The sequence below is a fragment of the Terrirhizobium terrae genome (assembly GCF_030323265.1).
Lineage (GTDB): Bacteria > Pseudomonadota > Alphaproteobacteria > Rhizobiales > Rhizobiaceae > Neorhizobium.
The window spans coordinates 487,828-501,263 of the sequence record NZ_CP104992.1; the positions used below are offsets into that span (position 1 = coordinate 487,828).

The window sequence follows — 13,436 nt, forward strand, 5'->3', positions numbered from 1 at the left end:
ATCCGAAGAGTGTGTGGAACCACCCCCTCTGCCCTGCCGGGCATCTCCCCCACAAGGGGGAGATCGGTATGCCGCGCCGCCTTGCCCTACCAATTCCCTCACTCTTCCCAATGCACCTCTGTCAGCACATTCGACGGGATCGGCTCATTTTCCCACAGGCCCTTGAGCTTCTTGTCCCAGATGCCGAGCTTCGGCATGACGAAGAGGAACAGCGCCGGCACGTCGTCGGCGAGAATGGTCTGCGCTTCGCCGTAAAGCTTATCCTGCTCGGCAGTGTCGGCCGTCGCCTCGACCTTTTCCAGCACTTCGTTGAAGGCCGGGTTCTTGTAGTTGAAGTAATAGGGATCGCGGGCGTAGATATCGATGTCCATCGGCTCGGCATGGGCGACGATGGTCATGTCGTAATCGGCGGCCTTCAGCACGTCCGCCACCCATTTCGCCGGAAACTCGGTGGTCTGGATGTCCATCGTCACGCCGATCTCGGCAAACAGTGCCTGCAGGATCTGCGACGAGCGCTGCGCATAGGCCATCTGCGGCGCCTTCATGGTGAAGGAGAAGCCGTCGGGATAACCCGCCTCCGCAAGCAGCGCCTTGGCCTTCTCGACATCATACGGATAGACGCCGGTCAGGTCCTTGTAGCCCCGATCGTTCGGCGTGTAGTGGCTGCCGATCGGCGTGCCGAGGCCGGACCATGCGCCCTCCACCACCATCGCCCGGTCGACCGCCATCATCAGCGCCTGGCGGACCTTCTTGTCGGAAAACGGCTTGCGGGCATTGTTCATCCCCGCCACCACCTTGAGCTCGGTATTGCCGATCACGGTCGCCAGCTTGTCGCTGCCCTCGAAGGAGGAAACCAGTTCCGGCGCGCCGAATTCGGGAAACGCATCCACGTCGCCGGCCGTCAGCGCCGCGGACTGTCCCTGCGGATCGTTGATGAAGCGGAACGAGGCCGTCTCCAGCTTCACCGCAACATCCTTGTTCCAGTAGTCGGCATTCTTCTTCAGATCGACCTTCACGCCCTTGGCCCAGCTGCCGAAGGTGAACGGTCCGGTGCCGACCGGATTGGACTTGTTTTCAGCCGCAGTCGACGGCTCCACCATCACGGCCGCCGGCCAGCCGAGCCAATAGAGCAGGCTGCCGGTCGGATGTTTGAGCTTCAGCACCAGCGTCGATGCATCCGGCGTCTCGATCGTCTCGATCGAGGTGAAATAGCGCTTCTGCGGATTGACGCTGTCGGCGCCGCGGGCGCGGTCGAGCGTGAATTTTGCGGCCGAGCTGTCGAAGGCCACGCCATTGTGGAATTTCACGCCCTGCCGCAGCGTGAACGTATAGGTCTTGCCGTCGGCAGCGACCTCCCAGCTCTCGGCAAGCTGCGGCTGAACCTTGCCGTCCTTGTCGATGGTGGTCAGGCCTTCAAAAATGTTCTGCCAGGTCACCTGCCCGATCATCACCTGCGCGCCGATCGTCGGGTCGAGCCCGCCCGGCTCCACCGCCATGCCGATCGTCACTGCCGTCTTCGGCGCGGCCTGCGCGTAAGGCGCGGCAAAGGAGACGCCGGCGGCAAGCGCAAGCACCATCACCCCCGTCGGGAAATCGCCGCCCCGAGGGCTCCCCAAGAGATACCATTCTGCATTCTATACGCTCCCCGTTATTCGCTGAGTGCAGCTTTGTCGGTGCAATCTAAGGACATTTCGCAATTGCACACAATGCCCAATTGCGCAGTGTCCCACAGTTCCGATTGTGCTGAAACACGCGCTAAACGCGGCGAAACCCTTCACTCGCGACGAGCAGCTGCCGCGTATAGTCAGCGGAGAAATCGTGGCTCTCCAAGGCATCGGCCGCCACCGTCTCGACCACCTTGCCGGACTTCATCACGGCAAGACGTCCGCACATGTGATGGATCACACCGAGATCATGGCTGACCATGACGAAGGTCAGGTTGCGGTCTTTGCGCGCCTGTTCCAGCAGGTTCAGGATTTCCGCCTGGATCGAGGCATCGAGCGCAGACGTCGGCTCGTCGAGCAGCAGCACCCTCGGTTCGAGGATCAGCGCCCGGGCGATCGCGACACGCTGGCGCTGCCCGCCGGAAAGCTGGTGCGAATAGCGGAAACGGAAGCCGGAGCCCAATCCCACCTCGTCCAGCGCCCGCATGATACGCGCATCGACATTGTCGAAACCGTGGATCGCCAGCGGCTCCAGCAACAGCCGATCCACTGTCTGGCGCGGATGCAGCGAGCCGTAAGGATCCTGAAACACCATCTGGACGGTGCGGTAGAATTCCTTCGACCGGCTGCGGCCGGAATAGGACTGGCCGTTGATGGTGAGCGACCCGGCCTCGAACGCGTTGAGCCCCGCCACGGCCCGCAGCAGTGTCGATTTACCGGAGCCGCTCTCGCCGACAATCCCAAAGCTCTCGCCGGCCGCGACATCGAGCGACACATGATCGAGCGCCAGAAACTCGTCGAAGCGGACAACCATATCGCGAACGGATAATACCGCCGTCATAGCGCCCACTCCTTCTTGCGATCGAGAACGGGCAGCGGATGCCTGTCGGACCCGATCACCGGCAGGCAGTTCAACAGCCCCTGCGTGTAGGGATGCTGCGCCTTGGAAAGATCCGCCGACGGCAGTTCCTCCACCACGCGCCCCGCATACATGACCAGCACCCGGTCGCAGAAGGAGGAGACCAGCCGCAAGTCATGGGACACGAAGATCAGCCCCATGCCGCGCTCGGCCACCAGCTTGTCGAGAATGCCCAGCACTTCAAGCTGCACAGTCACGTCCAGCGCCGAGGTCGGCTCGTCGGCAATCAGCAGCTCCGGGCCGCAGATCAGCATCATCGCGATCATCACCCGCTGACCCATGCCGCCGGAAACCTCGTGCGGATAGAGCGAGAAGACGCGCTCCGGATCACGGATCTGCACCGCCTCCAGCATGGCGAGCGTGCGCGCCTTCGCCTCCGAGGTGGACACCTTCTCGTGCGTCTTCAGCGTCTCGATGATCTGCCGGCCGATGGTCATGACCGGGTTCAACGAATATTTCGGATCCTGCAGCACCATGCCGATCCGCTTGCCGCGGATATCGCGCCGCTCCTTGTCGGAGATTTTGAGCAGATCCCGCCCCGCGAAATTCAGCGTCTTCGCCGCGATCTTCGCATGTTTCGGCGTCAGCCCCATGATCGCCCGGCCTGTCTGAGACTTGCCGGAACCGCTTTCGCCGACGATACCCAACCGCTCGCGCCCAAGCGTGAAGGACACGCCGCGCACCGCCTCGATCTCGCCGGTCCGGGTCGGAAAGGTCACGCGCAGGTCATCGACCGTCAGAAGCGTTTCCGTCATTGCCCGGCCTCCTTCGGATCGAGCGCATCGCGCAGACCATCACCGAGCAGGTTGAAGCCGAGGCTGACGATCAGGATCGCCGCACCCGGCATCGCCGCCACCCACCACTGGTCGAGAATGAAGCGACGGCCCGACGCGATCATCGCCCCCATTCCGGCAGCGGCGGCTGCGCGCCGAGGCCGAGAAAGCCGAGACCTGCGGCGGTCAGGATGATCCCCGCCATGTCGAGCGTCACACGCACGATCAGCGAGGAGAGGCAGAGCGGCATGACATGGCGCAGGATGATGCGGAACGGCGATGCCCCCATCAGCTTCACGGCAGAGATGAATTCCGAGTTGCGGAACGTCATCGTCTCGGCACGGGCGATACGCGCGTAAGGCGGCCATGAGGTGACGGCGATGGCAAGAACCGCATTCTCGATCCCCGGTCCAAGTGCGGCGACCAGTGCCAGCGCCAGGACGAGCTTCGGAAAGGCCAGAAAGATGTCGGTGATCCGCATCAGCACCGCATCCACCCAGCCACCGGCATAACCGGAGACCGTGCCGATGATCAGCCCGACGGGGGCGGCGATGATCGCCACCAGCACGACGACGAAAAGCGTCAGCCGCGAGCCATGGATCAGCCGCGAGAGGATGTCGCGTCCCTGGTCGTCGGTGCCGAGCAGATATCCGGCAGAACCCGGCGGCAGCAGCCGCGCGTTCATCAGGTCGCCCTGCACCGGGTTATGCGGTGCCAGCACATCGGCGAAGATCGCAACGAGGATCAGCAACAGAATGATGCCGAGACCCGCCAGCGCCAGCCGGTTGGCGGAAAACCGCCGCCAGATCACATAGGCACGGCCGAGCCGGGCCTGATGCCGCGAGGTCGGCTGTTCGGAGAGCAGCCAGTCGCGGCTGTATGGCTTGAGATTGTCGACCGCACTCATCGGCTTCTCGTCCTCGGATCAAGCGTCCGGTAGAGAAGATCGGACAAGATGTTGATGGTGACGAACACGGCACCGATGACGATCGTGCCGCCGAGCACGGCATTCATGTCGGCATTCTGCAGCGAATTGGTGATGTAGAGCCCCAGCCCCGGCCAGGAGAAGATCGTCTCGGTCAGCACCGAACCTTCGAGCAGCCCTGCATAGGACAGCGCGATCACCGTCACCAGCGGCACCGCGGCATTGCGCAGCGCATGGAACCAGATGATCCGCGTCTCCGACAGCCCCTTGGCCCGCGCCGCCACCACGTATTCCTGTTGCAGCTCGTTCAGCATGAATGACCGCGTCATGCGGCTGATATAGGCGAGCGAGAAATAGCCGAGCAGTCCGCCGGGCAGGATGATGTGACGGAACAGGTCCCAGGCCACATCCCACTGCGCCTGCCAGATTGCATCGAGCAGGTAGAAACCCGTCACCGGCGTGAACGTGTATTCGTAGACGATATCGATCCGGCCCGGATAGGCGACCCAGTTGAGCTTGGCATAGAACAGCACCAGCGCCAGCAGCCCGAGCCAGAAGATCGGCACCGAATAGCCGATCAGTCCGATGACACGGACGATCTGGTCGGCGATCGAACCGCGCTTGACGGCCGCCAGCACGCCGAGCGGCACGCCGATCAGCGCACCGATGATGGTGCCGATCGTCGCAAGCTCGATCGTTGCCGGAAACACCCGGGCGATATCGGCCATGACCGGATTGGTGGTCAGTACCGACGTGCCGAAATCACCGGTCAGCGCCTGTTTTATATAGATCCAGAACTGCTGGTAGAGCGGCAGGTTGAGCCCGAGTTCTTCCCGCACCCGCTCCACCACGTGGGCCGGCGCACGGTCGCCGACGATCGCCAGCGCCGGGTCGATCGGCACGACGCGGCCGATGAAGAAGGTGACGGCCAAGAGGCCGAGGAAGGTGGTGACGACCGTGACCACGAAACGGGCCACTGCCATCCCGAAGGAGGAAGCACGGCGCCGGCTGCGCCGCGTCACTGCCGTCGTATCGGTAAGCGTCAAGGAGTTCTCCTTGAGATGTTTGGTGAGAGGCGCCTCACGCTGGACGTCATGCTCGGGCCTGTCCCGAGCATCTGCAACGGATCAATAACCTGGACCGTCGGCAGATCCTCGGGACAAGCCCGAGGATGACGTCGCGCAAGACGCGACGGTTCGGCCAACAGCCCAGACTATTCCTTCGACACCGGATAGACAAAGTTGGTGTCGAAGCTCGGGCCGAGCTTGTAGTCCTTCAGCTTCGACGAATAGCCGGCGACTTCCGTCTGCTGGAAAACGATGACGAAGGGGCTCTGCGCCAGCACCTTCTTCTGCAGGTCCTCGTAGATGGCCGCGCGCTTCGCCGCATCCTTTTCGAGAAGCGCACCCTTGCCGGCGTCGGAAAGTTCCTTCGGCACGTCCCAGGCATTGCGCCAGGCGAGCGTCTTGTTCTTGCCCTCGTCGGAATTGTCCGGGTTGACGGTAAACGTCTCGGCATTCGAGTTCGGATCAAAGTAGTCGGAACCCCACTGGCCGATATAGATGTCGTGGGTGCGGGCGCGATACTTGGTCAACGTCTGCTTGCCGTCGCCCGGAATGATTTCCAGCTTGATTCCGGCCTGCGCCAGCGTCTGCTGCACGCTTTCGGCAATGCCCGTCACCGGCTGGGTGTTGCGCACGTCCATGCTCACCGTGAAGCCATCCTTCAGGCCCGCCCTTTCGAGCAGTTCCTTCGCCTTTGCGACGTCGAGCTTGTACGGGTTGTCGGAAAGCGCACCGAGCTGGCCTTTGGGCAGGAAGGTCTGGTGAATCTCGCCGATGCCCTTGATCAGCGTCGCGCCGATAGCGTCATAGTCGACCAGATACTTGAAGGCCTCGATCACTTCCGGCTTGGCGAGGTTCTCGTTCTTCTGGTTGAGGCTGAAATAGTAGACGGTGCCCTTCGGCGCGGAAGTGACCGACAGGCCTTCCTTCTTGGAAACGGCATCCACATCGCCCGGTTCCAGATTGCGCGCCACGTCGATATCGCCGTTTTCCAGCGCCAGGCGCTGGCCGGAGCTTTCCTTCATGTGGCGGTAGATGACGCGCTTCAGTTTCGGCGCTTCGCCGTAATAATTCGGGTTGGCTTCCATGATGACCGCCTCGTTGGCGCGCCATGCCAGCACCTTGTACGGGCCGGAACCGGCAAAGCCGGTCTTCATCCATTCATTGCCGAAATCGGTATCGTATTTGTAGTCGTCGGACGGCGTCATGGCCTTGGCGTGCTGCATCACCACCGCCTTTTCGACGACCGACGCAACAGTCGCGGTCAGCACGTTGAGCACGAAGCTCGGCGCATAGGGCTTGTCGACGACAAAGGTGAAGGTGTCCGGCGCTGTTGCCTTGGCCTTTTCCGTCACGTTATCGCCGGTAATGCCGAACTGGGTGATCAGGAAGGCCGGCGACTTGTCGAGCTTGACGGCGCGTTCGAAGGAGAATGCCACGTCTTCGGCCGTCAGCGCGCCGCCGGATGCAAATTTCAGGTCCGGCTTCAGCTTGAACGTATAGGTCATGCCGTCGTCGGAGACCGTCCAGCTTGCCGCCAGATCGCCGACCACCTTCGACGTATCGGCCGGGTCGAGCATCACGAGCTTGCTGTAGCTGTTGGCGGTCACTTCCGCAGTCGAAAGCTCGAAGGCCTCGCCCGGATCGATCGTGATGATGTCGTCGATCGCAAAGCCCTCGACCAGCGTATCGGCCGGCGTCGCGGCAAAGCCTGCGGCGCCGCGACCAGCATGATGGAAAGCGCGACGCCCGTGGACAGAACGCGCACGGAGCTACGGAGTGAATGGAGCATGATCAGTTCCCCTGTTTTCATTTGCTCGTATTTTTCGACCCGCTGCGGGCCGTTATTCGTGCCAGGCCTTGCCGAGAACCCTCAACCAGTTCTCGCGGCAGAGCTTGGCCAAATCGTCGCCAGCGTACCCCTGGGATTTTAGGGCTGCAACCAGATTTTGATTGCCCGCCGCGTCGCGGATTTCCTTCGGCACGGTACAGCCGTCGAAGTCGGATCCGAGCGCCACATGGTCGATGCCCATGCGCTCGACCATGTAGTTGACATGGCTCACCATGGCAGAAAGCGGCGTGTCCTTGTTGTCCAGCCCATCGTCGCGCAGCATGGTGACGGCATAGTTCAGGCCGACGAGACCGCCGCTGTCCTTGATCGCGTCCATTTGGCGGTCGGTCAGATTGCGCGCCACTGGCGTCAGGGCATGAACGTTGGAATGGCTGGCGATCAACGGCTGGTCGGAGGTCTTCGCGACATCCCAAAAGCCTTTCTCGGTGATATGCGACAGGTCGATCAGGATACCGAGGCGGTTGCAGGCCTTCACCAGTTCGAAGCCGATATCCGTCAACCCCGGCCCCGTATCGGTGGTCATGGGGAAGGCGAAGGGCACGCCATGGCCGAAGATGTTGTGGCGGCTCCAGACCGGGCCGAGCGACCGCAGGCCGGTGGCATAGAAGACATCGAGATTGTCGAGATCCGGGTCGATCGGCTCGCAGCCTTCCATGTGCAGAACGGCAGCAAACACATTGTCCTTCATCGCCTGGCGGATATCGGCCGTCGAGCGGCAGAGCTTCCACGCACCGGCCCGGTCCAGCCTGACGGCGATCGCGGCCTTTTCCATCGCGATATCAAGCGAAGGCGCATAGGAGAGCGGGGCGGCAAGAGGCGTGTTGTAATGACCGTTGGCGTCGGGATCCTTAAGCACCAGATCACCGGAGGGAATATAGATGGCGCAGAGCCCGCCCGCGAGCCCGCCTTCCCGCGCCCGCGGTGCATCGATATGCCCTTCCGGCGTGCCGTTTGAAAATTCCGCAACGGGATCCGCCCCCGCCTTCATGTTCCGCCAGAGCCGCAACAAAACATCGTTATGGCCGTCGAACACCAGTTCCATCAAAGTCTTCCTGAAATTGTGATCTGTCTGAGGGTGGGTGGCGCCGATCCTAGCCAGCGGGGAAGTATGCGCAAGGGTGAAGTGCGATCAGGTCAGAGCTATTGCACATCGAAAGTCCCCCTCTGGCCTGCCGGCCATCTCCCCCACAAGGGGGAGAAAACTCGCGGCATCCATCTGCCCTAATTGAGGCTCGACAGTCCGGCTGGGTTAAGCCCTCCCCGTTGTGGGGAGGGTTGGGAGGGGTCTTTTCTGCGTACAGCAGCCCGCCCGATCAAGCCGACCACATCCCCTCGCCCGCCTTCTTCAGCATCGGCGTCCTGAAACACGAAACCACCCGCCCGCGCCATTGCGGCCCGAGCGCCTCGAGCTTCGCCTCCCAGCGATCGGACTGCAGCATCGCCGCGCCGATCGCCACCGGCTCGATCCCGAGCGAAGTAAGCAGCGTAAGGCCGGAGACGATCGAGGTGCCTGACGAAATCACGTCGTCGATCAGCGCCACCCGCTTGCCCGCAATCAGCGGCATCATCCGCGGATCGACATAGAGGCGTTTCTGCTGCTCCGGCGTGGTGATGGAAGAGAGCGGCACAGACAACGCCTCGTCGTACCAGAACTTTTTCGACGTCCCGAGCGGCACGTAGCGGGCAAAGCCGAGCATGCGGGCAACGGCTGCGGCAAGCGTCAGCCCGAGCGTCGGCAGGCCGACGATCACTTCCGGGCGGAGCGCCGCGATCTTCGGCGCGAGATCGGCGGCCAGCGCATCCTGCACGTCGAAACTCGCCTGGTTGATGATCAGGGATGCCAGCGCATGCTCTCCATCGGCAAGCGGTCGGATCGGCAGACGCATCTGCTCGCCGCGGTCGAGCCTTGCAGGAAAGAAGTCCGAGAACGGGCCCGCCTCATCGAACGTGCCCGGCGGGTGCATCTCCTGCCAGAAATCATGCGGCTGCATCAGAACTCCCGTCAGGCCAGAACTTCCAGAATTGGGCTTTCCAATAGCGTGCCTGTCGTCACGTCGGCAATCCCCCGGTCGGTCTGGTGCGGGCCGGCATTGCAGGCAAGCGTCGCGCCGAAACAGGCCTTGAACACCAGATAGGGCGGCTCCCAGTCGACGATCGCGTCCATCACGGCCCTGATCTCGCGAAACCCGTCCGCGACCTCATCGAGCGGCGCCTCGGAAACGAGGCCGGCGAGCGGCAGCGGCAGCATAGCCACCACCTCGCCGTCGCGCGCTACGGCCATGCCGCCGCCGGCGCCGATCACCGCATTGGCGGCTGCAGCCATGTCGCTCGGATCGACACCGAAGACGGTGAGGTTGTGGCTGTCATGGGCGAGCGTGGTCGCGAACGCGCCGCGCCATGTGCCCCAGCCTTTCATGAAACCCAAACGGGTGCGGCTGTCTGCACGGCCGTGGCGGTGGGTGACGGCGATCAACACCGTGCCCTCCGGGGGTACCACGAAACCATGCTCGACAGCCGCATCCGCCTGCCCCCAAGTCGTGAAGCGCGGCCGATCGATGGTCGCGATCCTGACTTGGGTGCCCTGCGAGCGAAGTCTGAAATCGTCTTCCTGCAGGAACTGAAGTTTGACCGAGCGGCGCAGCGGATTGGGGTCCACTCGCGGGACCTCGATCGCCATCGCGCCGTCGCGCGAGACGATCTGGCCGCTTGCCAGCACCGCTCGTGTGCGGAACTCCGCAAGGTCTTCGAAAAGCACGATATCGGCGCGCCGGCCCGCTGCGATCAGGCCGAGATCGGCCCGGCCAATCCGAACGGCACCATTCAGCGTCGCCGCCTGCAGCGCCCATTCCGGCTTCATGCCGTAGCGCACCAGCCGCCGCACGACATCATCGAGCCCGCCGCCATCGATGAGATCGTCGGGAAACACATCGTCGGTGCAGAGCGTCACCGTCTGCGGCAGATGGCCGAGCGTGTTCAAGGCATCGACGAATTCCGGCAGGAGATGATCGTGCGAGCCGCGCATCTCGATCGCAAGACCGGCTCTCAGCTTGTCCATCAGGTCGTCGGCCGAGGTCAGTTCATGATCAGAGGTCACGCCGGCCGACATGAAGGCGGCAAGGTCTCCGCCGGCAAGCCCCCGAGCATGGCCTGAGACCAGTTTTTCGGAAACCAACGCCGCCTGCACGATACCACGCATGCGCGGCTCGCGGTCGATGACACCACGCATGTTCATCACTTCGGCAAGCCCGGCGATCTTCGGCCATATCAGCATTTCTTCGACCGCGTCGGCGTCGAAGTCGGCGCCGGCCACTTCGAAGCCCGGCGCCGAAGGCACGCAGGATGGCGCCATCACCATTGCACGCAGCGGCAGCCGCTTCACCGCTTCGACCGACCAGGCCACCCCGTCGACGCCACAGACATTGGCGAATTCATGCGGATCCCAGACAACCGTCGTCACGCCGCGCGGCACGACGGCTTCAGTATAGGTGGCAGGCGTCACCATCGAGCTTTCGACATGCATATGCGTGTCGATCAATCCAGGCGAGATGAACGTGCCGGTCGCATCGACCACCCGTTCGGCGTCGGAACGCGCGCCACGGTCGTGAACGCTGGCGATCATCGGCCCGACAATGCCGATATCGGCGGGACGCAGTTCACCGGTCACCATGTCGACCAAAGTGCCGCCGGTGATCAGGACGTCGAAATGGACCTTTCCGCATGCGGCCGCAACCGCCCTGTCACGCAGGCAGGGATCGGTGAATTCGCCGACTGTCGCGATGATTTCCCTCACCAGCTCGCCTCCGCCCTCAATGTCTCGAGAATGACGGCCTTTGCCTTTTCGATGTCGATCTCGGCGGCGAACTGGGCGTTGAACTCGCCACCGCGACCCGGCCGTACTTCCACGACCGTCCGCCCGCGGGTCACCTGTCCCGCCACCTCGATATCGATACGCGCCTCCTGCCAGGTCACGAGTTCGGGACGGGCAAAGGCCACCGCCGCCACAGCATCGTAGAGCGCCATCGCGGGCCGACCACGGCTCGTCGCAATCGCCACGAACCCGGCAAGCAGGTCAGCCAGCAGCGTGGCATTGCGTCCGCCAGCGGCCCGCACGGGATCGACATCTTCGGGAGCGCACAGCACCTTGCGGCAGAGATCGAGATCGACCATGCGGAACGGAATGCCGTGGGCAAGTACGATCCCTACCGCTTCAGGGTCGGCAAACGCATTGAACTCCGCCGAAGCCGTATGATTGCCGGCGGTCAGCCCGCCGCCCATCCAGGTCAGGTCGGTGATCTTCGCCGCCAGATCCGGCCGCGCCAGCGCCACGGCGGCGATATTGGTGAGCGGCCCAAGCGCCAGGATGCGGCACTGGTCCTCGCTCTTTTCCAGCCAGGCACACAGCGCTTCGAACCCATTCTCGGGAAAATGATCAGCCGCTTCGGGCAGTGCCTGACCAACGGTCGGCATGCCTGCATCACTCAGGATCGAGACTGCCGTTTCCAGCTTTCCGAACACGGGCAGCGCCCGGCCTGCATGGATCGGAAACGGCCAGACGAAGGCCGCGGCGGCGGAGGCCGCGTTGCGGCGAACCTGCGCCAGGGGCGCATTGCCATAGACCAGCGATACGCCGTCTATCGCCATGCCTTCATGCGCGGCGACCATGATGGCCGCCAGATCATCGAACCCCATATCGGTGTCGATCCAGATACCCATCACGCACGCCTCACAATCACAACCATAACATTCATCGATTTTTCGCTATATACGCTCGATTGCGGGAATTGGATCACTCGGACTCCTCCCGCTTCTGCAATTCTTCCGATGGAAACGAAGGAGCCGCCGTCGACTGACGAACGACAAGCTGCATCGGCACCCGGTCGCCATTCGAAGCCGCGCAAGCGCCAGCGACGATCGGACCGGCACCCGCCCGCGATCCATCCCTTTCGCCGATCGCCACACCGAGTGCGGCAACAGCCCGCTCGGCGATCAGGTCGAGATCCTGGCGCATCGTCGTCAACTGCGGGGTCACCACCGAAGACCAGACAAGATCATCGAAACCGGTGACATTGGCCTGCCGGGGCACGTCGATGCCGCTGCGCTGAAGTTCCGTCAGCACCCGAAGCGCCAGAAGATCGGACGAGGCCGCAAAGGCGGTAAATCCATCCGCGACTTTCGCCGACAGACCGAGACACTGCCCCTCGCCGAGCGTGGTCTCCAACGTTTCAATCCACAGGGTCTCGGATTGAACATTCGATCCAAGACCCGCCTTCAGCCCGCCCAGTCGGTCGACCTGAACGTTGGAAGACGTGCTCTGGCCGACCAGCAGCACACGACGGTGACCGAGCGAGGCGAGATAGCGGCCCATCTGCTCGCCACCTTCCCGGTGGTCGGACGAAACCGTGTTTCCCGGCGTCGAGGGACTATCGATGATCGCGACGGGCGCACCGATATCGACCACCCGTGAACCGCGCCGCGGAACGACGATCAAGCCGTCAACGCCGCGCTCGAGCAACCGTCCGATCGCCTCTGCCTGCCGCACGATCTGGCCGCGACTGTCGCCGATCAGGACGCCATACCCGGCGGCCGAAGCGGCGTGCTCAATCGCCTGAGCGATCTGCGGGAAGAGCGGATTGGAAATATCGGGAAGCACGAGACCGATGACGCCGCTGCGCCCGGTCCTGAGCGCCCTGGCCGCCTGGCTCGGCACGTAACCGAGCTCGTCGGCCTTGGCCTTGATCGAGGCCGCGAGATCCACCGAAACCCGCCCCTTGCCCGAAAGCGCATTCGACACGGTCGCCGCCGAAACGCCCAGCGCTTCGGCAATCGCAGTCATCGTGGCTGGCGGGCGGTTGAAGTTCATGAGCAGCAAGTGATTAATCGTTTAATCAAACATATCCAAGTCCCCCTTTCTGTCGACCCCGACACAACCGGATGTGGAGAGACTGTGACTCCTACGCCACGATGTTCCAGGACGCACTCAGGCCCAACCCTGTTCACGCCTTGACTTGGCCTTCTCGACCCATTGAATTCGGACCCAACAAAAATCAGGGGTTCAGAAATAATGCATGACGACGAAATCACCGCACTTTCGGCAACATCGCTGTCGGAAGCGATCCACGACGGCCGGGCCTCCTGCGTCGAGGTTATGCAGGCCTATCTCAAGCGGATCGAGCGGCTCAATCCTTCCGTCAACGCCATCGTCAGCCTGCGCGATGCGGATTCCTGATTGCGGATGCTAC

10 protein-coding genes and 2 pseudogenes are annotated in these 13,436 nt (G+C 62.9%); 1 reads left to right on the forward strand and 11 read right to left on the reverse strand.

All coding sequences use genetic code 11. The features are described from left to right. Nucleotides 1-98 precede the first annotated feature (98 nt). The 11 genes and pseudogenes from N7E02_RS10465 to N7E02_RS10515 form a co-directional block, all read right to left on the reverse strand. Nucleotides 99-1,577 carry an ABC transporter substrate-binding protein gene (locus tag N7E02_RS10465; RefSeq protein WP_286581847.1) on the reverse strand — a complete coding sequence of 493 codons (1,479 nt, stop codon included), beginning with the start codon at nucleotides 1,575-1,577 and terminating at the stop codon, nucleotides 99-101. A gap of 178 nt (nucleotides 1,578-1,755) precedes the next feature. Further along, entirely contained in the window at nucleotides 1,756-2,505 is a 750-nt protein-coding gene (locus tag N7E02_RS10470) for an ABC transporter ATP-binding protein (RefSeq protein WP_286581848.1), read from the reverse strand. Then, the gene (locus N7E02_RS10475) at nucleotides 2,502-3,338 is read right to left on the reverse strand and encodes an ABC transporter ATP-binding protein (protein WP_286581852.1); all 837 of its coding nucleotides are present in this window, start codon (nucleotides 3,336-3,338) and stop codon (nucleotides 2,502-2,504) included. Before N7E02_RS10475 ends, N7E02_RS10470 begins: the two co-directional genes overlap by 4 nt. After that, nucleotides 3,335-4,263: pseudogene (locus tag N7E02_RS10480) on the reverse strand (ABC transporter permease). The gene N7E02_RS10475 and the pseudogene N7E02_RS10480 overlap by 4 nt, the downstream one beginning before the upstream one ends. Then, complete coding sequence (locus tag N7E02_RS10485; protein ID WP_374730716.1) at nucleotides 4,260-5,264, reverse strand: ABC transporter permease; 1,005 nt, start codon at nucleotides 5,262-5,264, stop codon at nucleotides 4,260-4,262. The pseudogene N7E02_RS10480 and the gene N7E02_RS10485 overlap by 4 nt, the downstream one beginning before the upstream one ends. A 230-nt stretch (nucleotides 5,265-5,494) precedes the next feature. Further along, nucleotides 5,495-7,137: pseudogene (locus N7E02_RS10490) on the reverse strand (ABC transporter substrate-binding protein). 52 nt (nucleotides 7,138-7,189) lie between these two features. Next, on the reverse strand, nucleotides 7,190-8,239 hold the full coding sequence (locus N7E02_RS10495; RefSeq protein ID WP_286581855.1) for a dipeptidase: 1,050 nt from the start codon (nucleotides 8,237-8,239) through the stop codon (nucleotides 7,190-7,192). A 271-nt stretch (nucleotides 8,240-8,510) separates the two neighbouring features. Then, on the reverse strand, nucleotides 8,511-9,188 hold the full coding sequence (locus N7E02_RS10500) for a phosphoribosyltransferase (protein WP_286581857.1): 678 nt from the start codon (nucleotides 9,186-9,188) through the stop codon (nucleotides 8,511-8,513). A gap of 11 nt (nucleotides 9,189-9,199) precedes the next feature. After that, the gene (locus N7E02_RS10505; protein ID WP_286581859.1) at nucleotides 9,200-10,987 is read right to left on the reverse strand and encodes an adenine deaminase; all 1,788 of its coding nucleotides are present in this window, start codon (nucleotides 10,985-10,987) and stop codon (nucleotides 9,200-9,202) included. Then, nucleotides 10,984-11,910: a nucleoside hydrolase gene (locus N7E02_RS10510; protein WP_286581861.1), complete on the reverse strand. Its 927-nt coding sequence runs from the start codon at nucleotides 11,908-11,910 to the stop codon at nucleotides 10,984-10,986. The genes N7E02_RS10505 and N7E02_RS10510 overlap by 4 nt, the downstream gene beginning before the upstream one ends. Before the next feature lie 73 nt (nucleotides 11,911-11,983). Next, a complete protein-coding gene (locus N7E02_RS10515; protein ID WP_286583756.1) occupies nucleotides 11,984-13,057 on the reverse strand; it encodes a LacI family DNA-binding transcriptional regulator in 1,074 nt (357 codons plus the stop codon). A 201-nt stretch (nucleotides 13,058-13,258) separates the two neighbouring features. On the opposite strand from N7E02_RS10515, the gene N7E02_RS29585 reads away from it, so the two are divergent. Further along, nucleotides 13,259-13,423: a hypothetical protein gene (locus N7E02_RS29585; RefSeq protein WP_353622869.1), complete on the forward strand. Its 165-nt coding sequence runs from the start codon at nucleotides 13,259-13,261 to the stop codon at nucleotides 13,421-13,423. Nucleotides 13,424-13,436 lie beyond the last annotated feature (13 nt).